This is a genomic window from Rhodococcus cerastii, from assembly GCF_033042195.1.
Taxonomy (GTDB): domain Bacteria; phylum Actinomycetota; class Actinomycetes; order Mycobacteriales; family Mycobacteriaceae; genus Rhodococcoides.
The window spans coordinates 452,457-472,619 of sequence record NZ_JAWLKF010000004.1; the positions used below are offsets into that span (position 1 = coordinate 452,457).

20 protein-coding genes are annotated in these 20,163 nt (G+C 65.0%); 13 read left to right on the plus strand and 7 right to left on the minus strand.

Annotation, left to right across the window (positions count from 1 at the left end; all coding sequences use genetic code 11):
- Nucleotide 1: 1 nt before the first annotated feature.
- Nucleotides 2-1,549 carry an amino acid permease gene (locus R3P93_RS11545; protein WP_068049473.1) on the minus strand — a complete coding sequence of 516 codons (1,548 nt, stop codon included), beginning with the start codon at nucleotides 1,547-1,549 and terminating at the stop codon, nucleotides 2-4.
- Between the two features lie 188 nt (nucleotides 1,550-1,737).
- Here R3P93_RS11545 and R3P93_RS11550 point away from each other — a divergent pair, with 188 nt between their 5' ends.
- From R3P93_RS11550 to R3P93_RS11565, 4 genes are read left to right on the plus strand one after another with little or no spacing between them, the layout of a single operon-like run.
- On the plus strand, nucleotides 1,738-2,439 hold the full coding sequence (locus tag R3P93_RS11550; protein ID WP_149406793.1) for a TetR/AcrR family transcriptional regulator: 702 nt from the start codon (nucleotides 1,738-1,740) through the stop codon (nucleotides 2,437-2,439).
- The gene (locus R3P93_RS11555) at nucleotides 2,436-3,101 is read left to right on the plus strand and encodes an SDR family NAD(P)-dependent oxidoreductase (protein ID WP_149406794.1); all 666 of its coding nucleotides are present in this window, start codon (nucleotides 2,436-2,438) and stop codon (nucleotides 3,099-3,101) included. Before R3P93_RS11550 ends, R3P93_RS11555 begins: the two co-directional genes overlap by 4 nt.
- Before the next feature lie 10 nt (nucleotides 3,102-3,111).
- Nucleotides 3,112-3,552: a cupin domain-containing protein gene (locus R3P93_RS11560; protein WP_149406795.1), complete on the plus strand. Its 441-nt coding sequence runs from the start codon at nucleotides 3,112-3,114 to the stop codon at nucleotides 3,550-3,552.
- Nucleotides 3,545-4,369, plus strand: a complete 825-nt coding sequence (locus tag R3P93_RS11565; RefSeq protein WP_149406796.1) for a spermidine synthase — start codon at nucleotides 3,545-3,547, stop codon at nucleotides 4,367-4,369. Before R3P93_RS11560 ends, R3P93_RS11565 begins: the two co-directional genes overlap by 8 nt.
- 12 nt (nucleotides 4,370-4,381) lie before the next feature.
- Here R3P93_RS11565 and R3P93_RS11570 read toward each other — a convergent pair whose 3' ends face one another.
- From R3P93_RS11570 to uraD, 5 genes are read right to left on the minus strand one after another with little or no spacing between them, the layout of a single operon-like run.
- On the minus strand, nucleotides 4,382-5,158 hold the full coding sequence (locus R3P93_RS11570; protein WP_188078727.1) for an IclR family transcriptional regulator: 777 nt from the start codon (nucleotides 5,156-5,158) through the stop codon (nucleotides 4,382-4,384).
- Between the two features lie 31 nt (nucleotides 5,159-5,189).
- Nucleotides 5,190-6,590, minus strand: coding sequence for a nucleobase:cation symporter-2 family protein (locus R3P93_RS11575; RefSeq protein ID WP_317533058.1), 1,401 nt, complete (start codon nucleotides 6,588-6,590; stop codon nucleotides 5,190-5,192).
- A gap of 12 nt (nucleotides 6,591-6,602) precedes the next feature.
- Nucleotides 6,603-7,493: a factor-independent urate hydroxylase gene (gene pucL / locus R3P93_RS11580; protein ID WP_149406798.1), complete on the minus strand. Its 891-nt coding sequence runs from the start codon at nucleotides 7,491-7,493 to the stop codon at nucleotides 6,603-6,605.
- Nucleotides 7,494-7,498: 5 nt separating this feature from the next.
- Nucleotides 7,499-7,837: a hydroxyisourate hydrolase gene (gene uraH / locus R3P93_RS11585; RefSeq protein ID WP_149406799.1), complete on the minus strand. Its 339-nt coding sequence runs from the start codon at nucleotides 7,835-7,837 to the stop codon at nucleotides 7,499-7,501.
- Nucleotides 7,830-8,594: a 2-oxo-4-hydroxy-4-carboxy-5-ureidoimidazoline decarboxylase gene (uraD, locus tag R3P93_RS11590; protein ID WP_149406800.1), complete on the minus strand. Its 765-nt coding sequence runs from the start codon at nucleotides 8,592-8,594 to the stop codon at nucleotides 7,830-7,832. The genes uraH and uraD overlap by 8 nt, the downstream gene beginning before the upstream one ends.
- On the opposite strand from uraD, the gene R3P93_RS11595 reads away from it, so the two are divergent.
- Genes R3P93_RS11595 through allB form a run of 7 tightly spaced genes read left to right on the plus strand, consistent with a single transcriptional unit; the run spans nucleotide 8,593 to nucleotide 16,032 of the window.
- Nucleotides 8,593-8,988 (plus strand): allophanate hydrolase-related protein, encoded by a 396-nt coding sequence (locus tag R3P93_RS11595; RefSeq protein ID WP_032385160.1) that lies wholly within the window; start codon nucleotides 8,593-8,595, stop codon nucleotides 8,986-8,988. The genes uraD and R3P93_RS11595 overlap by 2 nt on opposite strands.
- Nucleotides 8,989-9,000: 12 nt before the next feature.
- On the plus strand, nucleotides 9,001-9,825 hold the full coding sequence (locus R3P93_RS11600) for a hydroxypyruvate isomerase family protein (protein WP_317533059.1): 825 nt from the start codon (nucleotides 9,001-9,003) through the stop codon (nucleotides 9,823-9,825).
- Between the two features lie 9 nt (nucleotides 9,826-9,834).
- Nucleotides 9,835-10,731 (plus strand): 2-hydroxy-3-oxopropionate reductase, encoded by an 897-nt coding sequence (locus tag R3P93_RS11605; RefSeq protein WP_149406802.1) that lies wholly within the window; start codon nucleotides 9,835-9,837, stop codon nucleotides 10,729-10,731.
- A gap of 1 nt (nucleotide 10,732) precedes the next feature.
- Entirely contained in the window at nucleotides 10,733-12,532 is a 1,800-nt protein-coding gene (gcl, locus tag R3P93_RS11610) for a glyoxylate carboligase (RefSeq protein WP_149406803.1), read from the plus strand.
- A 2-nt stretch (nucleotides 12,533-12,534) separates the two neighbouring features.
- The gene (locus R3P93_RS11615) at nucleotides 12,535-13,668 is read left to right on the plus strand and encodes a glycerate kinase (RefSeq protein ID WP_149406804.1); all 1,134 of its coding nucleotides are present in this window, start codon (nucleotides 12,535-12,537) and stop codon (nucleotides 13,666-13,668) included.
- On the plus strand, nucleotides 13,665-14,708 hold the full coding sequence (gene alc, locus R3P93_RS11620) for an allantoicase (protein ID WP_269596138.1): 1,044 nt from the start codon (nucleotides 13,665-13,667) through the stop codon (nucleotides 14,706-14,708). The genes R3P93_RS11615 and alc overlap by 4 nt, the downstream gene beginning before the upstream one ends.
- Nucleotides 14,659-16,032, plus strand: a complete 1,374-nt coding sequence (allB, locus tag R3P93_RS11625) for an allantoinase AllB (RefSeq protein ID WP_394855282.1) — start codon at nucleotides 14,659-14,661, stop codon at nucleotides 16,030-16,032. The genes alc and allB overlap by 50 nt, the downstream gene beginning before the upstream one ends.
- A 4-nt stretch (nucleotides 16,033-16,036) precedes the next feature.
- On the opposite strand, the gene R3P93_RS11630 is transcribed toward allB, so the two are convergent.
- Nucleotides 16,037-18,523 (minus strand): HNH endonuclease signature motif containing protein, encoded by a 2,487-nt coding sequence (locus R3P93_RS11630; protein WP_317533060.1) that lies wholly within the window; start codon nucleotides 18,521-18,523, stop codon nucleotides 16,037-16,039.
- Nucleotides 18,524-18,909: 386 nt separating this feature from the next.
- On the opposite strand from R3P93_RS11630, the gene R3P93_RS11635 reads away from it, so the two are divergent.
- Together R3P93_RS11635 and R3P93_RS11640 are read left to right on the plus strand one after the other, a co-directional pair.
- The gene (locus R3P93_RS11635) at nucleotides 18,910-19,269 is read left to right on the plus strand and encodes a hypothetical protein (RefSeq protein WP_149406807.1); all 360 of its coding nucleotides are present in this window, start codon (nucleotides 18,910-18,912) and stop codon (nucleotides 19,267-19,269) included.
- Nucleotides 19,270-19,402: 133 nt separating this feature from the next.
- Nucleotides 19,403-20,158 carry a dienelactone hydrolase family protein gene (locus R3P93_RS11640; RefSeq protein ID WP_317533061.1) on the plus strand — a complete coding sequence of 252 codons (756 nt, stop codon included), beginning with the start codon at nucleotides 19,403-19,405 and terminating at the stop codon, nucleotides 20,156-20,158.
- Nucleotides 20,159-20,163: the final 5 nt, after the last annotated feature.

The window sequence follows — 20,163 nt, forward strand, 5'->3', positions numbered from 1 at the left end:
TTCAGGCTCCGATCGTGACGGGCTTGGGGTGGGCTTTGCCGCGGGGTAGGCAGGCGATACCTACGACGATCACGGCTAGGACGGTCAGGGGTGCGGCCCAGCGCAGCAGTGGGAATTCGCCGGTGGGGTCGAAGATCTCGGCCCGCGGCCACGACAGGTTGACCACCATCAGGCCGCCGTAGAGAACTGCGGCGATGTTGACCGGCAGGCCGAGGCGTCCGAGGGTGAAGAGCTTCTGGCCGTCGGAGTCGTGTTGCACGCCGCCGTGCGGCCAGCCCTTGAGTCGCTGGATCAGCAGCGGGACGGTGACCATCATGTACGCGAGGTAGATCAGCACGATGCAGACGCTGGAGAGCGTGGTGAAGATCGCGGAGTTGCCGACGTTGACGGCCAGGATCGCCACGCAGGCCAGACCGATCAGGACCGAGGGTGCGATGGGAGTTCCGGTGCGCGAGTTGACCTTCGCGAGAGCCGTCGAGGCGGGCAGGCGTCCGTCGCGGGCCATGGAGAACATCAGCCGCGATGCCGCGGTCTGGATGGCGAGGGTGCAGATGAACACCGCGATGGCGACGTCGACCAGCAGGACCTTGCCCCACGGTGAGGTGAGGATCGAGTCGATGACGTACGGAAGCCCCTGGGTTGCGAGCTGACCGTCGGTGAGGCTCGGTGCGGCCATCAGTGCGCCGACGATCATCAGGCCACCGCCCAGTGCCGATGCGGAGAGGGCCAGACGGATGGTGCGCGGCGCGACGCGTCGGGGATTGCGGGTTTCCTCGGCGAGTTCGCCTGCCGAGCCGAAGCCGACCATGACGTAGGCCGCCATCAGGCCCGAGACGATCCAGGCACCGATGTAGCCGGGATCGGCTCCGGCACTTCCGGTATCGAACACCACCTGTGGTCCGCGCTCGGCGTGCGTGAAGAACACCAGCACCAGCGCGATGACGCCGACGATCTCGCAGGTGACGCCGATGCTGTTGATGCGCGACATCCAGTTCACGCCGATGCAGTTGATCGTGGTGGTGAGCACCAGCAGAATCGAGCCCAGCACAACGGCATTCGCGGCTCCGCTCGGCGAGGTGAGCGCGGTGTCCTCGCCGATCAGCTGGAAGCCGCCCCAGATGCTGGGGAGAACGACCTGCAGTGCGATCGCGGCGGCGGAGGCGGTGACGATCTGCGCGATGATCATGAACCAGCCGGCGAACCACCCGACCAGCTCACCGCCCATACGCCTGGACCAGTGGTAGATCGCGCCCGAGATGGGATAGCGGGCAGCGAGTTCGGCGAAGTTCAGGGCCACCATGAACTGCCCGAGAAACACGAGCGGCCAGGTGAGGAAGAAGGCCGGGCCACCGAAGCTGAAGCCGAGTCCGAAGAGCTGGAAGATGGTGGTGAGAATCGAGACGAACGAGAAGCCGGCGGCGAAGGACGCGTACTTGCCGAGGCTGCGGTGCAGCTGCTGGTCGTAGCCGAGGGAAGCCAGATCGGAATGGTCGGTGGTGGGCGAGGGTTCCGAACCCGAGCCCGGGGCCGGCAGTGTTGTCGAGCTCATGGAAGTCTCCTACGGGCGAGGTGGGTGGTGAGTGACCGCCCGCTGCATCGCCGAGGCGGGTTTCTGTCAGTTGATAGTTTTCGGCACCGCCGTTCCCTGGCGGTGTCCGTCGTGAAACAACCTCGTTTCGTCTATTTCGATCAGATGACAGAAATCTCACCGTCACGTCGACCTGACAAGATGCAGTCATGACCGGAGCAGGCAGGCCAAGGCTGAGCACGAAGAAGCGGCCGGGCGACACCGCTCGCGAGGAAATTCTCGACGCCTCGGCCGAGCTCTTCACCACTCGCGGATTCACAAATACCTCCACCCGCGTCATAGCCGACGCCGTCGGTTTGCGTCAGGCCTCGCTCTATCACCACTTCGCCACCAAGGACGACATACTCGACGCGCTGCTCAGCGGCACGGTCGATGCGCCGCTGGCCGTCGCGCTGCGCATTCGGCAGTCGGGAGCCGAGGCGGCGACCCAGATGTACGCGCTGGCCTACTTCGACGCCGGACAGCTCGGTGCGTCCACCTGGAATCTCGGCGCGCTCTATCTACTGCCCGAACTGCGCAGCGAGCGCTTCGAGACCTTCCGCGACCATCGGTACACGCTGATGAGCTTGTATGCGGACATTGCGTCGGACACGTTGGTCCAGCTCGATTCCGAGCGCAGGCCGGGTACCGAGGACCTACCGTTTCGCCTGGTGGAGACCGTGGTGAACGCGCGAGCCGATCGGGAGAACGGCCGCCGGGACGCGACGGCGGACGCGGCCGGAATCGCCGAGGCCGCTCTGCGGGTACTCGGCTGGACCGGGGATGTCACCGCGTTGCATCGGACTGCGGAGGCCCTGCTCGAGACGGTCGTCGGAATAGTCTTCGAGCCTCGGTCCTTGCATTCGACATGACATCGATAGCAATAGTCGGAGCAGGTGCAGGTCTCGGAGCAGCAGTCGCGCGCAAGTTCGGCGCGCAGGGCTTCTCGGTCGGCCTCATCTCTCGTAATCAGTCCCGCGTCGACGCACTCGCCGATCAGCTGGTCGCCGACGGCGTGTCCGCGAAGGGCTTCGTCGCCGATGTGCGCGATCCGGCCTCGATCGCCGCAGCCTTGGAGCAGGTCACCGAAACACTCGGACCCATCGAGGTGCTGCAGTACAGCCCGCTGCCGCAGAAGGACTTCATGCGGCCCGTGCTCGAGACCACCCCGGCCGACATGGTCGGGCCGGTCGAGTTCTCCATCTACGGACCGATCGCCGCCGTCCATCAGGTGTTGCCGGGCATGCGGTTCCTCGGCGAGAACAAGGGCACGATTCTGTTCGTCAACGGCGGCTCTGCGGTGAAGCCCGGGCGTACGGTCACCGGCACCTCCATCGCGTTCGCAGGCCAGGCCGCATACGCGCAGCTGCTCAACGAGGAGTTGGCGGGCGAAGGAATCCAGGTGTCGCAGTTGATCATCGGTGGCGCCATCGACGGCAAGGATCCGAAGAAGAGCCCCGAGGCACTCGCCGAGCAGCTGTGGAGCCTGCACACCGAACGCGACAGGTTCCGGGTTCAGGTTTCGACTGACTAGGGTTGCGTACATGACGTCGCTGCCCGACTGGGCTCAGGCCCTCGACCTCGCACCCCACCCCGAGGGTGGTTGGTTCCGGGAGACCTGGCGCAGCGAGGTCACGATTCCACAGACATCTCTGCCCGACGGTTATCCCGGCCCGCGCGCCGCAGGCACGGCAATCCTGTTCCTGCTCATGCCCGGTCAGCAGTCGGCGTGGCATACCGTCCGCGGCACCGAGATGTGGCTGTACCACCGGGGTAGTCCGGTGCAGCTCGATCTCGGCGGCTCAGGGACCGAGCCGGGTGAAGTGACTTCGCTGCTGGTCGGGCCGGAATCTCCGCAGCAAATCGTGCCGCCGTCCGTGTGGCAGCGCGCTCGGCCGGTGGGCAACGAACCGAGCCTGGTCAGCTGCACCGTCACCCCGGGATTCGATTTCGAGGACTTCAGACTCGAGGGCCAACGTGGGTAGGAAGCGGGCATCGGCACCGGCCGGCTCCCTGAAACCCGGAGTGTTCCAAATCGATTCGGGCACATGTGAATTGGTCCGTGACGCGTTCTCGGACGACGGGTGGGTCGTCAACGTCAACGACGTCCCGAGTTCGCACATCGACATGAACGACCCCACGGTGCTCGAGTTCGAGTACATGCGCTGGATCTCGGGCCTCGTTCGTGCGCAGTGGGATTCGAGCTTTCCGCTGCGGGCGCTGCACCTCGGGGGCGGGGCGTGCACCCTGGCGCGCTCGTTCACCGCGGAATATCCCGGGGCGCGTCAGGTGGTGGTGGAGCTCGACGGCAAGCTTTCAGAGCTGGTGCGCGAATGGTTCGACCTGCCACGAGCACCGCTGCTGCGCATCCGCGTCGGCGAAGCTCGGGCGGTCACCGAGACGCTCAGCGAGAACAGTCGCGACCTCATCGTGCGAGATGTGTTCGCGGGAGCAACAACTCCGGAGCCGCTGCTCACGGCCGAGTTCACCGAGCATGTTCGACGCGTCCTCTCGCCCGGCGGCATGTACGTCATCAATTGCGGTGACCGCCGGGATCTGTCGCTCGCGAAGCAGGAGGCGTCGACTCTTCGCAGTGTCTTTCCGCACCTCGCGATCGTCGCGGATCCGGCGATGCTCAAGGGCAGGCGCTACGGCAACATCATCATTGCGGGCAGCGATGTGCCGATCGGGGATTCGCCGTCTCTGGCTCGGGAGCTTCTCGGTGGCGCTGTTCCGGCGCACGTGTGGTTGACGGAGGAAGTGCAGTCCTTCGCGCGTGATGCGAAAGTGTTGCGGGATTAGGGCGCTGCAACATCAAGGTGCTGGGTTGTTGCTCGCGAGGTCTTTCGCCAGTCGCTCGGCGGCCGAGATCAGCAGGGGCACGAACTGCTCGGCCGATTCGAGGGTGACGCGCGCAGTCGGTCCGGCGATCGACATCGCAGTGAGGGTCGGGGCACCGAGTACCGGTACGGCGAAGCAGCGGACGCCCACTTCCTGCTCGCCGTCGTCGATGGCATAGCCGCGTTCGCGGATCACCGCGAGGTCCTCGAGCAACGCGTCGAGCGTGGTGATGGTGTTGACGGTGCGGGGAGCCATGCCGAGGCGGCCGACGATCGCACGGACAGCGTCGTCGTCCAACTGCGAGAGCAGCGCCTTGCCGACGCCGGTGGAATGCGGCAACACGCGCTGACCCACCTCGTTGAACATCCGCATCGCGTGTTCGGACGGGACTTGCGCGACGTACACCGCCATGTCGTCCTCGAGAAACGCCATGTTCGACGTCTCGTGCGTGATCCGGACCAGTTCCGCCAGATACGGCTTGGCCCATCCGCCGATCAACTTCGAGGCGCTGTCGCCCAGCCGAATGAGCTTGGTGCCCAGTGCGTATCGGCGGGACGGCAGCCGGCGGACGTAGCCGAGCGAGACGAGGGTTCCGATCAGTCGGTGCACCGTCGGCATCGGCAGATCGGTACCCTCGGCCAGTTCGCTGATCCCGATGGATCCGCCCGAGGCAGCCATGATGTCGAGCAACTCGAACGCACGCTCCACGGACTGCACCCCGCCACCTGCCGCCACAGTCCCACCTCGCATGCTCGTAGCTTCTACCGATCTCGATAGAACACTACTGGTGATGCCGCGTCGCCACCGGCGGTGCAGCGGTGACCACCGAGGGCGAGGGTTTCTGACCCATGGTGATGACGTTGAACAGGATGTTCAGCACGACGGCGACGATGCTCGCGGCGCTGATGCCGGAGTCGAGCACCACGTGGACCCAGTCCGGGAATGCCGCGTAGAAGCCCGGCACCGCGATGGGGATGACGCCGAAGCCGATGGCCACCGCCACGATGACGAGGTTCAGGTTGCCCTCGAATTCCACCTTGGACAGCGTCCGGATGCCGCTGGCTGCCACCGAGCCGAACAGCACGATGCCCGCACCGCCGAGTACCGGCAGCGGCACCGAGGCGACCACCAGTCCGAGGACGGGGAAGAGCCCGAGGAACAGCAGTACCGAGCCGCCGGCCGCGACGACGTAACGACTCTTGATTCCGGTGACGGCCACGAGACCGACGTTCTGGGCGAACGCACTGGCCGGGAAGGTGCCGAACACGGGAGCGATGGTGGTGGCGACCATGTCCGCTCGCAGTCCGTCGCCGACGCGTCGAGCATCGACATCGGTGCCGACGATCTCGCCCACGGCCAGGATGTCCGCGGTGGTCTCGGTCATGATGACGAGAATGACCACCACCATCGACAGGATCGCCGCGATCTGGAAGGTCGGGGCTCCGAACGCGAACGGCTCGGGGAGGCTGAAGATGGCACCGTCGCCCACTCCGGAGAAATCGGCCTTGCCGACGAGAACGGCGAACAGCGTGCCGACGATGATGCCGATCAGGATCGACAAGCGCGAGAGAGTGCCCTGCACCAGCCTGCTCACCAGCAGCACCACCACGAGGCTGAAGGCCGCAAGCCCGATGTTGGACATCGAGCCCCAGTCGGCGGCCTGCTGATCACCGCCCATCGCCCACCGAACCGCAACGGGCAGTAGCGATATACCGATGACGGTGATGATCGTGCCGGTCACCACCGGTGGGAAGAATCGCACGATCTTGCTGAAGAACGGGGTGATGAGGATCCCGATGGCACCGGCAGCGATGATGGCACCGAACACCGAGTTCAAGCCACCCGGCCCGCTCGCGACGGCCACCATCGTCGACACCGACGCGAACGAAATACCCTGCACCAGCGGCAACTTCGCCCCGAAATAAGGCACTCCCAGGGTTTGCAGCAAGGTGGCCGCTCCGCTGACGAACAACGCGGCCGAGACCAGCAGCGCGATCTCGGTTCCGGTCAGTCCCGCTGCGCCGCCCACGATCAGGGGCGGTGCGATGACTCCGCCGTACATCGTCAGGATGTGCTGCAATCCATAGACATACGACCTGCCGATCGACAAACGCTCGTCCTCGGGACGGGCGGGGTCATGCGGCGCACGGTTGTTGTTCGGCTTGCGCTTCGTCAGCTTCATGTTGCCTCGCTCCTAGCAGAATCCGGGCACGGTATCCCAGGCGCGGCCCGCGTCCGGGGCATCGTCGCGTTCCACCGTGGCCTCGATCAGACCGTAGGGGCGATCCGCGACGTAGAAGACCTCACCGGGGTTGTCGAGTCCGAAGGGCTCGAGGTCGACGAGGAAGTGATGGATGTTGGGCATCGAGAACTTGATCTCGCCGATCTCCGGGTGGGCTTCGAGAACCTGCTTACCCATCTGGAACAAGCTCTGCTGCAACGCAAGAGAGTGAGTGGACGCGAAGGCGTCGAGCATGATGGAACGGACGTCGTCGAAGGTCTTGTCGAAGTCCAGCTCGGTGGTGAGGTACCGCCAGCGGGCGCTGACCGACGTGGCCAGGATGCGGTCCGTGGTCTCCTTCAGTGTGGTGTACCGGTCCTTCGGGTAACCCCAGAACTCCGACGCCGTCGAATTGAGCACGACGAGGTCGCTGATGCCCGAGACGATGGAGATGTCTTCTCCGTCGATCGTGACGATCGTGTTCCGCTTCTCGTCGCCGGCCTTGACGAACGAGTGGTCGCGTCCGTCCTCACCGTTCGCGATCCGCGACCACTGATACTGCTCGATCTCCCAGCGTCCACCGGTGATCCAGTCGAAGTTGCCGGTGAAGTGTTTCCCGAGACGAAGTGCGAAACTCTCGATCGCGCCGATGCCGTCCCGTGCGAAGGCGTACACGGTGTTCTTCTGGGTGTCGGTCGCGACGACGTGGGCGTTGTCGCCCTCGGTGTGGACGGCCTCGAGGTCGCCGCGCAGCTGCGAGGTGACACTGACGTCGGTGATGCGGTGGCGAGGAGTCTCGCGGTCGATGCGGACGAGTCTGCATTCGGCTTTGCCGTACTGGTTTGCTCCGAGCACGATGGTCATGGGTTCTAGCTCCCTCGATAGGTGGTGAAAGCGAATGGGCTCAACAGAAGTGGGATGTGGTAGTGCTGGTCGGGTGCGGTGATCTCGAAGGTGACGACGACCTCGGGGTGAAAGCACTCGGTGTGCTGGGCCGCGAAGTACGCACCGGTGGCGAAGGTGAGTCGGTAGGTACCCGGTTCCAGTTCGGCGGGGCCGAGCGTCCCGACCCGGCCCTGCTCATCGGTGACGGCGTCGGCAACGTGGATACCGTGATGATCGGCGAGGACTACCGAGACACCCTGCGCAGGAACGCCTCTCGCCGCGTCGAGCACGTGAGCGGTCACATGGCTTCTCGGGTCAGACATCGCCGAGGCTTCCTGTTGCACGAATCTCGGCTATCTCCCGCAGTTCGTGCTCGACGACGACGGCCTCAGTCGCGGGGTCGTTGCCGAGCCTGCTGTGCAGAGCGTCGAGAACTGCGTGGGCATCCCGGCCGGCGGCCCTGATCAGAAACACCTGCCCGAACCGGTTCTCGTAGGCCAGATTTCCTGCTCTCAGCCGCTGTTCGACGCCCTCATCCGAGACGTCGACGCCGGATTGCTCGTTACTCGCGTGCCGAGCGCTTGCGTCGTCTCCGTCGGGTGTCTCGCCGATGCGCGGATGTACGGCGAGTGTGCGGTGAACCTCATCGGCTGTCAATGGTGTGGCAGCGCGATGGATGGCGTGGCGCAGGGCCTGCACGTCGGTGAACGGCCGGGCGTTCAGAACTTCCCGAACCCAGCGGGGCACGTCGAGGCACAGCGAGAGTGTGCGTGCCGCGTCGGCCTCGGAGGCCGTGTTCAAGTCAGCGACCGTATCCGATTCCGCAATACGAAATGTTGATTCCACCAAATGAGCGTGACACCGATCACATGCAGTGTCAAGGGTCGATCTCGAGGCATCCACGTCGATCCGTTCGGCGTTGCTGCACTGCGGTATTGGACACTGCGGTCGCGCGGACCGTGCACTCGGGTCTTGACAGATCCACGTGGTGCACGCCACACTCGGTCCATCGACCGGAATACATATTCCACCATACGGACTTTTAGTCCTGCCCTTCGAGCCCGAGAGGAACGACTTCATGACGGAGCTTTTCTGCAACGGTGGTGCGATGCGTGGCGGCAGCCTGCACCACAACGTCTCGTCCCACCCGTTCGTGGGGACGGTGCGCACCACCCCGAATTACCGCTTCTTCTCGGTACGGGACGAATTCCCGGCGCTGTTGCTCGATCACACTGCCGGTGCGGCCATCGAAGGCGAGCTGTACGACATTCCGCTCGACGACATCCGGACGGCCTTCCTGCCGGACGAACCGCCGGAGCTCGAGCTCACCGTGGTGGCGCTCGAGGACGGGCGGTCGGTCCTGGGCGTCGGCCTGCGGCCAGGGGTGCTCGATGCGCAACCGGACGAGTTGACCGACATCACCTATGCCGGCAGTTGGCGTCGCTACCGCGGACTACCGCAACCTCAGAACTGAAAGGCACCGTGCATGAACACTTTCGCTGACTCTCGGCTCCACTACACCGTCAACTGTTCCATTCTCTTCACCGATGTTCCGTTGCTCGATCGACCGCAGCGAGCCCGCGATGCCGGCTTCGATGCCGTCGAATTCTGGTGGCCGTTCTCGAATCCGGTGCCGTCCGACGCCGATGTCACCGCGTTCGTGTCTTCGGTCCGTGATGCCGGGGTGCAGCTGACGGGACTGAACTTCGCCGCCGGCGACATGCCCTCAGGCGATCGCGGGATTCTGTCCGATCCAGCGCAGAAGCAGGCGTTCCGCGACAACATCGACGCCACGGTCGGCATCGGCGAACAACTCGGCACCACCGCGTTCAACGCCCTCTACGGAAATCGTATCGACGGCGTCGACCCGCTCGACCAGGACGAGGTCGCGATCGAGAACCTGGCGGCAGCAGGGAAGGCCGCAGCGAGGATCGGTGCCGTCGTGCTGGTGGAACCCGTCAGCGGCGCGCCCGCCTACCCGATCAAGTCTGCTGCCGGTGCCGTCGCCACCATCCTCCGCGTCGCGCGTGAACAGGACGTACACAACCTGCGTCTGCTTGCCGACCTGTACCACCTCGCCGTCAACGGAGACGACGTGCCCGCGGCGCTCGATGCCCACCACGATCTGATCGGGCACGTGCAGATCGCCGACTCACCGGGCCGCGGAGAACCGGGTACCGGCTCACTCAACCTCGGCGGACAACTCGCCGGCCTCGCCGAACGGGGTTACGACGGTTACGTCGGACTCGAATACAAAGCCACCCAGCCGGATCCGTTCGCGTGGCTCGAACTGGCCACCACTACCAAGTAGGGATTTTTCATGAGCACCATTGCATTCATCGGCCTCGGAATCATGGGCAGCCCCATGTCCGTTCATCTCGCCAAGGCGGGCCATCAGGTGGTCGGCTACAACCTGACCCCAGATCGCACAGGTCCTTTGGTCGAGGCAGGCGGCACTGCTGCCGATTCCATCGCCAAGGCCGTTCACGACGCAGACGTCATCGCGATCATGGTCCCCGATTCTCCGGATGTGCAGGAGGTTCTCGCCGGTGAGGGCGGGGTGTTCGACAATGCTCGACGCGACGCGCTGATCATCGACTTCTCCAGCATCCGTCCCGACGTCACCGCCACGTTGGCTGCCGACGCGATCTCGCGCGGCTTCCGTATCCTCGACGCTCCGGTCTCCGGCGGCCAGGCCGGTGCCGAGAACGCGACGCTGTCGATCATGGTCGGCGGCAGCGCGGACGACTTCGCCACTGCCAAGCCGATTCTCGACGTCGTGGGCAAGACCGTCGCTCATGTGGGCCCCAGTGGCTCCGGGCAGACGGTCAAGGCAGCCAACCAGCTGATCGTGGCCGGCAACATTCAGGTGCTGGCCGAGGCGATCGCGTTCCTCGAGGCCTACGGCGTCGATCTGGCAGCGTCGGTCGAGGTTCTCGGCGGAGGCCTCGCCGGTTCGGCCGTGCTCAATCAGAAGGCGCAGAAGATGCTGGACCGCTCGTTCGAGCCCGGCTTCCGCATCGACCTGCACCACAAGGATCTGGGCATCGTCACCTCCGCTGCACGTGAGGCGGGCGTCGTGATTCCGATGGGTGCCGTGTTGGCGCAGCTGATGGCCTCGGCCCGCGCCAACGGCGATGGCGGTCTCGACCATTCGGCGCTGTACCGCGGTGTCGCTCGGCTCTCGGGCTCCGCGATCTCGAGCAAGGACAACTGACATGGCCAAGATGCGCGCGGCCGATGCCGCAGTGAAGATCCTCGAACTCGAAGGTGCAACAACGGCATTCGGTTTGCCCGGTGCCGCGATCAACCCGTTCTACGCGGCGATGCGCAACCACGGGGGGATCCGCCACGTGCTGGCCCGCCACGTCGAAGGTGCCTCGCACATGGCCGAGGGATTCACCCGGGCTGCTCCGGGCAACATCGGCATCTGCATCGGAACCTCCGGCCCGGCCGGAACCGACATGATCACCGGGCTGTATTCGGCCATGGCCGACTCGATTCCGATCCTCGCCATCACCGGACAGGCCCCCGTCGCGAGGTTGCACAAGGAAGACTTCCAGGCCGTCGACATCGCGTCGATCGCCGCACCGGTGACCAAGATGGCGATGACGGTGCTCGAACCGGCCCAGGTTCCCGGTGCCTTCGCGCAGGCGTTCCACCTGATGCGCTCAGGACGGCCCGGCCCGGTGCTGATCGATCTGCCCATCGACGTGCAGCTGGCCGAGATCGACTTCGATCCCGACACCTACCAGTCGCTGCCCGTGCACAAGCCCGTTGCCTCGCGCGCTCAGGCAGAGAAGGCCATCGACATGCTCCTGGCTGCCGAGCGCCCGTTGATCGTGGCCGGCGGCGGCATCATCAACGCCGACGCCTCCGACCTGCTCGTGCAGCTCGCCGAGATTCTCGACGTTCCGGTCATCCCGACCCTGATGGGCTGGGGCACCATCCCCGACGATCACCGTCTCGCCGCAGGCATGGTCGGCTTGCAGACCGCCCACCGCTACGGCAACGCAACGATGTTGGCCTCGGACTTCGTACTCGGCATCGGAAACCGTTGGGCCAATCGGCATACCGGCGGGCTGGAGACCTACCGCAAGGGACGCAAGTTCGTCCACGTCGACATCGAGCCGACCCAGATCGGACGTGTCTTCGCACCCGACTACGGCATCATCTCCGACGCCAAGGCGGCCCTCGAGCAGTTCGTCGCCGTCGCCGAGGAGCGTCGTGCGGCAGGCACGCTGCGTGATCTCTCGGGCTGGGTGGATGACTGCGCGACGCGTAAGCGCACGATGCATCGGCGCACGCACTTCGACAACGTGCCGATCAAACCGCAGCGCGTGTACGAGGAGATGAACAAGGTCTTCGACCGCGACACCCGCTACATCAGCACCATCGGACTCTCGCAGATCGCGGGCGGGCAGTTCCTGCACGTCTACTCTCCCCGCAACTGGATCAACTGCGGTCAGGCCGGCCCACTGGGCTGGACCATTCCCGCGGCACTGGGAGCAGTGGCTGCCGATCCGTCGGCGAATGTCGTTGCACTGTCCGGTGATTACGACTTCCAATTCATGATCGAGGAGTTGGCCGTCGGTGCGCAGTTCAACCTGCCGTACGTGCACGTGGTGGTGAACAACTCGTACCTCGGGCTGATCCGGCAGGCGCAGCGCGCCTTCGACATGGACTTCTGCGTGCAGCTCGGATTCGACAACATCAACCACCAGGAGACCTTGGACGCTCAGCCCGGTATCCCGAAGGGCTACGGCGTCGACCACGTGCAGGTGGCAGAAGGGCTGGGCTGCAAAGCGCTTCGAGTCACCGAGCCCGACCTCATCGGCGAGACGTTGGTGCGGGCCAGGACGTTGGCGAACGAGCACAAGGTCCCCGTCGTGGTGGAGATCATTCTCGAGCGGGTCACGAACATCTCGATGGGCACCGAAATCGACAACGTCGGCGAGTTCGAGGAGCTGGCCAACACATCGGCCGATGCCCCCACTGCGCTGCTCCTGCTGGACTAGAGATGACGCGCATTCTGCTCGCTCCCGACAAGTTCAAGGGCTCGCTGTCGGCAGCGGAGGTCGCGCAGGCGGTGGCCGAGGGGATGCTCTCGGTCGACTCGTCGCTCGAAACGGTGTGCCTACCCGTCGCCGACGGCGGTGACGGCACCGTCGATGCTGCCGTCACCGCCGGGTGGGATCGAGTGGCAGTGACCTGCTCGGGGCCGACCGGTGAGCCGGTCGATACGTCGTATGCCCGTCGTGGTGATACTGCGGTCGTCGAGTTGGCCTCGGCGGTAGGGCTCGAGCTGCTGCCGAATGGACAGCCGGATGCGCTGGGGGCCAGTACGTTCGGTCTCGGTACCGTCATCGGGCACGCTCTGGAGGGAGGTGCGCGGCATCTCGTCGTCGGACTCGGGGGCAGCGCATCCACCGACGGCGGTGCCGGAATGCTCAGCGCGCTCGGTGCCCGCATCCTCGATGCCGACGGCAACGACGTTGCGCTCGGCGGCGGTCCGCTGCGGGGTGCAGTCCACCTCGACCTGAGCGGTCTAATGCCGTCGGCTCGGAATGCGGTGTTCGAGCTGGCTTGTGACGTCGATAATCCGTTGCTCGGTGTCACCGGAGCCGCGGCTGTCTACGGCCCACAGAAGGGTGCCGGGCCGCAGGAGTTGCTGTATCTGGAACACGGGATGCGGCAGTGGGCGCATTTGGTACGCAACGCAATCGGCCGCGACGTGAGCGGTCTCGCCGGCACCGGGGCGGCCGGCGGAACCGCCTTCGGTGCCATGGCTGTACTCGGTGCTGCGGCCAAGCCGGGGATCGACACCGTGCTCGAGCTGATCGACTTCGGCAGCGCTCTGGCGTCGGCCGACCTTGTCGTCACCGGTGAGGGTTCGCTGGACGAGCAGAGCCTGCACGGAAAGGCACCGATCGGAGTCGCTCATGCAGCGCGCGCGGCGGGGGTCTCGGTGATCACCGTGGCGGGACGCAGCGTCGTCGGCTTGGATCGATTGCGCCCCTTCGGTATCACCGCGTCCTATTCGCTGACCGACCTGGAGCCGGACCCGCAGATCTCCATGCGTGACGCGGCTCGGTTGTTGCACGAGGTAGGTCGAACGTTGGCCACCACACACATTTTGGAAGGAACTTCATGACCGGAACCGATTTCACCACGCTGACCGACCTTGCTTCTCGGGCGCTCGGCGGCAGCGTCTCCGCAGCGAACGACGAGCTGTTCGCCCAGCGCGAGAACTTGATCAAGCCGGACGCTCCGCTGTTCGATCCCGAGGACTTCGGGCACAAGGGAAAGGTGTACGACGGCTGGGAGACTCGGCGTCGCCGCGACGAAGGCGGTCACGACTGGGCGATCGTGCGACTTGGAGCCCCCGGCATCGTGCACGGAGTCGTGGTCGACACCGCTCACTTCACTGGGAACTACCCGCCGTTCGTCTCCGTCGAGGCTGCATCGATCGAGGGCTACCCGTCCATCGAGGACGTGCAGAATGCGGAATGGCACAGCATCGTCGACAAGTCCCCCGCAGCCGGTGACACTGCGAACATGTATGCGGTGGACGATCGGCACCGGTGGACGCATGTGCGTCTGTCGATCTACCCCGACGGCGGCGTTGCCCGGTTCCGTGTGCACGGCCAGGTGGTGCAGGATCCGCGGTTCCTCGCCGGCACCGTCGATCTGCTGGCCGCCGAGAACGGAGCTCGGCTGATCGACTGCTCCGACGCGTTCTACTCCTCCCCGGCCAACATCATCCTGCCCGGGCGGGCACGCAACATGGGTGAAGGTTGGGAAAACTCGCGACGACGCAACGGCGGCAACGACTTCGCAGTCTTCGCCCTCGCTTCACCCGGTGTTCCGCGGCACGTGGAGGTCGACACCAGCTACTACGTCGGAAACGCGCCGGGGTGGATTCGACTCAGCGCCATCGATTCTCGTCGTCGACACATCACGGACCCGACGGCATGGAGCGAGATTCTGCCCCGCACCGCCGTTCAGCCGGATACGCGTCATCGCTTCCTGCTGAACGAGTTCGACGCGTACACGCACCTGCGATTGGACGTGTACCCCGACGGCGGACTGTCCCGATTGAGATTGTTCGGTGAACTCGACGCCGAGGCTCTCGATGCGGCAGATGTTGCGTGGAAGTCGTCCGAGCTTCAGAGTGCCTCCAGTGCAGTCTGATTCGGCGGATCTCGTTGTCCGCGCTTCGCGAGCGGTGATCGGCGGACGGGAGGTCGCCGCTTCGGTCTCGGTGGTGGACGGCCGGATCGTGGCGATCGACTCCTATGATGCTGGTGCTTCGGTGCTCTCCGGCATCGTGGTCGAGCTCGGCTCGGACGAGGTGTTGCTGCCGGGTTTGGTGGACACGCATGTTCACGTCAACGAGCCGGGGCGCACCGAATGGGAAGGGTTCGCGAGCGCCACCCGGGCTGCCGCGGCGGGTGGCATCACGACCATTGTCGATATGCCGCTCAACAGCATTCCGCCGACTGTCGACGTAGCAGCTCTGGAAATCAAGCGGCGGGTGGCAGCGGATCAGTCGGTCGTGAACGTCGGGTTCTGGGGCGGTGCCGTGCCGGGGAACGTCGATCAGCTGCGGCCACTGCACGATGCAGGCGTATTCGGCTTCAAGTGCTTCCTGCTGGCGTCGGGCGTGGACGAATTTCCGCCGCTGACGATTCCGGAGCTCGAGAAGGCTCTGATCGAGATCGCATCGTTCGACGGGCTGATGATCGTCCATGCGGAGAACGCAGAGGTGATCGCCGAGGCACCGTCCGCGTCGGGCCGCGAGTACTCGGGATTTCTGGAATCGCGTCCGCGTGCGGCCGAGAACCGGGCCATCGAGCAGGTGATCGAGCTGTCTCGGCGGACGGGGTGTCGGGTGCACATTCTGCACCTGTCGAGCGCGGATGCGTTGCCGATGATTGCGGCGGCCAAGCGGGACGGTGTTCGGGTGACGGTCGAAACCTGTCCGCACTATCTGTGTTTCGACGCCGAGGCTGTTCCGGCCGGGGCGACTCAGTTCAAGTGCTGCCCGCCGATCCGCGAGGCCGGTAACCGTGAGTTGTTGTGGCAGGGTCTGTCCGACGGCACGATCGACACCATTGTCACCGATCACTCCCCCTGTACGCCCGACCTGAAGCGGTTCGACACCGGAGACTTCGGCGATGCGTGGGGTGGGATTGCGTCGCTGCAGGTGTCACTTGCAGCGGTGTGGACTGAGGCGCGTGCCCGTGGGTTCGCGCTGACCGACATCGTGCGGTGGATGGCCACGAACACGGCTGATCAGGTGGGTATGGCAGATCGTGGACGCATCGAAATCGGTTGCGCTGCAGACCTTGTGGTGTTCGCACCCGAGGAGGAGTTCAGCGTCGACGTTGCGCAGTTGTACCACCGTAACCCGGTGACTGCTTACGATCGACTGGGCCTATCGGGTGTGGTGCGACGGTCGTGGATCGCGGGCTCGGAGTTGTCGACCGGACAGTTGTTGCGCCGCCAGCGCTGACCTTCTAGAACGGTGGCTTCGTGTCCTCGTGGCGTCCGGTCTCGTGGTTGTCGGGCTCAAGGTTGTCGGGTGGGTTGGGGTAGGCGATGTGGCCGGATCGTTTCGGTTTTGTGGGGATGTGTGGCCTGAGGTCGTTGCCGAGGATGGGTACGGATGTTGCGTTGGTGGGCAGGGTGATTCGGGTGGTCTTGGATGTCGATGTCCACAGGATGGCTCCGCCGGGGAGCATGATGGCTGTCCAGTAGCCGGCGGTTTTGACGGAGTGGTGGTAGTCGCAGAGGCATTGGAGGTTGTTGACGGTGGTCCAGCCGCCGCCGCGAGGGTTGGCGTGGTCGAAGGGCACTATGTGGTCGAGTTGGCAGCGTGCGGCGGGTCGGTGGCAGCCGGGGAAGCGGCAGTGTTTGTCGCGCAGGCGGACGGCGGCGGTGGTGAGGGCGTCGGGCCGGTAGATCAGGGCGCGGTCGGTGAGTGGATCGCGGGGTACTGATTTGCCGAGGGTGGGGTCGGCGGCGATGGCGGCTTCGAGCGCTGCGGCGAGGGTGGCGTTGCCGAGGTAGAGGCCTGAGGGTGTGCGGTTTGCGGGTGTGTTGTCTGCAGTGGGGATTGTTGGGTTGTTCAGCCGGATTGCCGAGCGAAGGTCGAGTGCTCTCATGTTGCGGGCGGGATGTCTGATGTCGTCCAGGTCGAGGGCAGAGCTGTGCCGTGTGCCCCGGCCGACGGGTGTGTGGGTGCAGAACAGGGCTGCAGCGGAGGTCAGTGATCCCAGGCGACGCTGGCGTGGATTGTCGCTGGCGGCAGTAGCAGCGTCAGCGGCAACGTCAGTGGCAGTGGCAGTGGAGCCTGTTCTCGGTTCCGGGCCTTGGGCTGACGTCGCCCCGGATGTCGCAGAGTCGGATGGAGTTGCGGGAGAGCGTGATTCCGAACAGTTCGGTGCGATAGCAGGTGCCGGCGGTGTCCGTCTCGCAGGTGGTGGTGACGCTGACGCCGGTTCAGGCGACGCAGCGAGGTCAGGGCCGGTGGCCGATGTTGCCTGAGCGGGAGGGGCGATCACTGGCGTCCCTGCGCGTGTCGCTGCGTGCTTCCGAACAGGATCGGTGTCTGGGTCGGTGGCCGACGTTGCCTGAGCTGGAGGGGCGGTCGCAGGTGCGGGTTTGGACTCGTCGTTCTCCTCGGCATCGCCGGTCTCGCCGGTCTCGTCGGTCTCCTCGGCATCGGCGACCTCAGCTGCGAGTGACTCAGGTGCCGCTGGTGCCGGTGCTGCGGGCTCCGGTGCCGGTGTCGAGGTATTTCGAGGTACAGGTACAGGTACAGGTACAGGTACAGGTACAGGTGCAGGTGCAGGTGCACCTGCGGCTGCCGGTGAACTGGCCGGGGTCGGTTCGGTCGAGGAATCTGTCGCCGACCTCGAGTCCGCCCCCGACCCAGTTCCCTCAGCCGCAGCCGCAGCCGCAGCCGAGTCTGCAGCCAAGCCCAAGCCCAAGCCCGTGTCGTTGTCTTCGTCCGTCGCTGTTTCCGTCTCGGGTTCTGTTGCAGCCGATGTCTTCTCGCTGTCTGGGCGTCGTTCCCATTCCCCGGTCTCTGGGTTCTGCACAGCGAGTCCGAGTTTCTCGGCGAGGGTCACTGCTTCGGTAAGCAGGATCTGCCAGTGACTGTTGCGTGCCAACTCTCGCGCGAGGTCGGGGTCGATGGATCCGTGCCCGGCGAGGTAGGCGGGGTTGGCGAGTAGCCCGATGAGGGTGGCGATGTCGACGGTGATCATCGTGAGCGGCACCCGTCGATCCGGCAACGCGGTGTCTTTCTTCGGGCAATCCTCGCGTTGGCACAGGCATGCCAGTCGGGGTTCTCCGTGCATGCGGGCCATGAAGGCATCGCACAGGCGTTCTTTCTTCCCCCGCGGGTCTTTCGGGCAGAGGGTGTCGGCCATCTCTTCGAGGAGTTGCCATGCGGCGGCGGCTTCGGGGGCGGTCAGCTCGGCTCGGATGCGGGCCAGTTCGCCGGCGGGACTGTAGGTGACGGTCCGGAACTTCTTCGCGAACTCCCGCAGCGCCGCGGCTTCTTCGGGTGCGACGCGCAGCAGGATGTCCCAGATCGCCTGCTCGAGCGGGCCCGGGGACGACCTCCGCGCCGCCTCGACCACCTCGGCTTCGACGCGGGTGACGATGTCGTCGGAGAGGTTGTCGAGGATCCGGCATACCGTCCGCACGCGGGGGAGATCGATCTCGCCTGCCTCGAACGTGGTCTTCACCAGAGGAAGCCGGGTGTGCAGGGCGACACCGACGGACACATACGCTTCGGCGACCGTCGCCGAGCAGCCCAATGCCACTGCCATCTCCGTGCGCCCGTATCGGCTGTAATGCTTGTGCTTGGCGTCCCGGGCGATCCAGTCGCAGTGCACGCGATAGCAGGCGGTGATCTTGCGGGCCGCCTGCCGATTCTCCTCACGCGCAGCCGCGGTCAACGCCTCCAGTGACACAGTCGGTACAGCACCCAATTTTTTCACCCCCCGGTGAGCCGAAACAAGAACGCCTGTTCGAATAAGAGAATGGTATCTCGACCCACCGACAGAAACGTAAATACATTGGCTCGGGCGCTCTGAGCAAGGGCAACAGGAGGAACTGCTGCTCGGTGCGCCCGCGAGCTCGGCGGCATTGCGAGTTCCGCGCGAATCATGTTCACCTGTATCAGTGGTGGTACGTTCCGAGCGATTTCCGCTGAAGCCGCGGAAGCCGACCGCATGTTTGTCGGGCGTCGGTGGCATCATCGCGGCGTGCTTCCAGCGTGGAGGTTGTGACAGTGAACGATCAAAAGATTCCGCCCGGATCTGATCGACCGCAACGAGAGTCCCCATTCTTGTTGGCTCTCGGCATGGCGGTGATCATGACATGGGCTTCGGCGTCGACAGCGACGCTGATCTACGCGCTCCTCGGCAGAACCGGATACCCACTGTCGGTTCTACTGCTCGTGGTACCGCTGGTCCCGTTCTATGCGTGGGTGATGCGTAAGGAGAAGGCACTGCAAGCCGGACCGAATTGGGATCGGCAGAAGGACAAGTTCTTGGCGGTGGTCATCTTCCCGGTTGTGGTTGTGGCCGTCATGCTGGCTGTGCTCGCACCGGTTCCGGTCCTGACTAACGCGCTTCCCACTGGAGGGGCGTTCGGTGCGACCGTTGCCTCGGCGGTCGTGATCGTCATCGCGATCATCGCGCGTGGTCAATGGCGCTCACGACGCGAGCACTAGTTCGAGATTTCGCCGGGCACTTCTACGTTGCTCACACCACGAAAGGTCGAATCGCAACAGGCGTACGGTCGCAAGGGCCCGATTCCTCGACTCGAAATGGACTCCAGTGCCCAGTTCACATGTGCAGATTCCCATGACCGACGGCGCGGCGGACGCGTTCGTCACCTACCCTGACGGCGATGGGCCGCATCCCGCAGTCCTGCTCTACATGGACATATTCGGCGTGCGACCAGTGTTGGAGGCCATGGCCCGCGAACTGGCCGAGCACGGTTACTACGTGCTGGTCCCCAACCTCTTCTACCGACACGGACCAGCACCGGTGGTCGAGCTACCCGAGCTCATCGACAGCGAGTCACGCCCGGCGCTCGTGGAGAAGCTGATGCCGCTGTTGGCCGAGCACACCGCTGACCGAGCCCGCGCCGACGCCGAGGACTATCTCGCATTTCTCGACGAACAGCCGGCAGTGGGCGCCGGAAAGGTAGCAGTGGTCGGCTACTGCATGGGCGGAGTCCTGGCGATCCGCACGGCGGCCGCATTCCCCGATCGAGTCAGCGCTGCTGCAAGCTTCCATCCGGGGAAGCTCGTGACCGACGAGCCGGGCAGTCCCCATCGGTTACTCCTTGACGTTGCGGCTACGTCGGATCGTTCCGCAGGCTCCACTCTTGCCGCTGTCCACATCGGCCACGCTGATGGCGATATGACGCCCGAGGCCCTCGACGAGCTCGACGGAGCCCTCGACGCGGCTGGACTCGAGTACACCTCCGAGGTCTATCCCGGTGCTGTACACGGATTTACGATGGCCGACACCACCGCATTCGATGCAGCTGCACTGCAACGGCATTGGGATCGTCTGTTGCCTTTGCTCGAACGCACGATACGTGTGGGCTGAGTCGG